General features: G+C 62.2%; 1 pseudogene. It reads left to right on the top strand.

The window, feature by feature from the left end:
- Nucleotides 1–166 precede the first annotated feature (166 nt).
- Nucleotides 167–845 (top strand): annotated as a pseudogene (locus D3227_RS40430) (IS110 family transposase); the annotation flags it as partial.
- Between the last annotated feature and the right edge of the window lie 128 nt (nucleotides 846–973).

Genomic DNA, 973 nt, shown 5'->3' with positions numbered 1-973 from the left:
GATCCAAACCGACAAATCTGATATGTTCCATATGGCCCGTCTCCTATGCATGAGGCTCTGCGCCGGCCAGCCGGCTTAACCCTCGTACCGTTGCATATCGGATGACGGGCCGCCCTCAGGCCCAGCATTCATAGAGACTAGATTGACACCCTACTGGAGGCCGAGCATGCCCGTTGCAAATGAACGACCCGAAGCGCTTACCGCTGTCCATACCGATCTTGGCGCAATCTTCGTTTCTTTGGAACTGAGTCGCTCCAAATGGTTGATCACCTCGCTGTCGCCAGGAGGCGGCGAGAAGATGTCGAAGCATGCTGTGGCGGCTGGCGATGCCGCTGGGCTGCTGGATCGGTTTACTGAACTCAACAGGAAGGCGCAGGCGCGAACCGGGCGGCGCTTTCCGGTCATGTGATCCAGGAGGCCGGCCTCGACGGCTTCTGGATCCACCGCGTGCTGCAGGCCGAGGGGATCGAAAGCCACGTCGTCGATCCGGCCTCGATAGCGACCTCGCGCCGGCGCCGCCGGGCAAAGACCGACAAGATCGACGGCGAGGCGCTGGTCCGGGCGTTGCTGGCCTACAAGAGAGGCGAGCCTCGGGTCTGTGCGATGCTCCGGGTGCCGACGCCCGAGGAAGAAGCCGCCGCCGTCTCTCGCGTGAGCGCAAGGCATTGACGAACGAGCGTGTCAGGCATGTCAACCGCATCAAGGGTCTGCTGTTTGGCCAGGGCGTATCCGGCTGCGAGTCGCTGCGCCGCGACCGGCGCGAGCAACTGGAGGTGCTTCAGACTGGCGATGGCCGTCTACTGCTCGCCTATCTGAAGGCGCAGGTCAATCGGGAACTCGATCGGCCAGGGCGCCGAAGTCAGGTTAACGGCACTTTACGTTTGAAGGGATTGCTGAATCTGTGAGGGCCTTACGAATCGGAGGCTCCGGATGGCTTTGTTGGCGGGTTTTGGCGAGAAGTCGCGGCTTGGGG

The sequence above is a fragment of the Mesorhizobium waimense genome (assembly GCF_003601975.1).
Classification (GTDB): Bacteria; Pseudomonadota; Alphaproteobacteria; order Rhizobiales; family Rhizobiaceae; genus Mesorhizobium; species Mesorhizobium waimense.
This window is presented reverse-complemented; position numbering and strand designations above follow the sequence as displayed.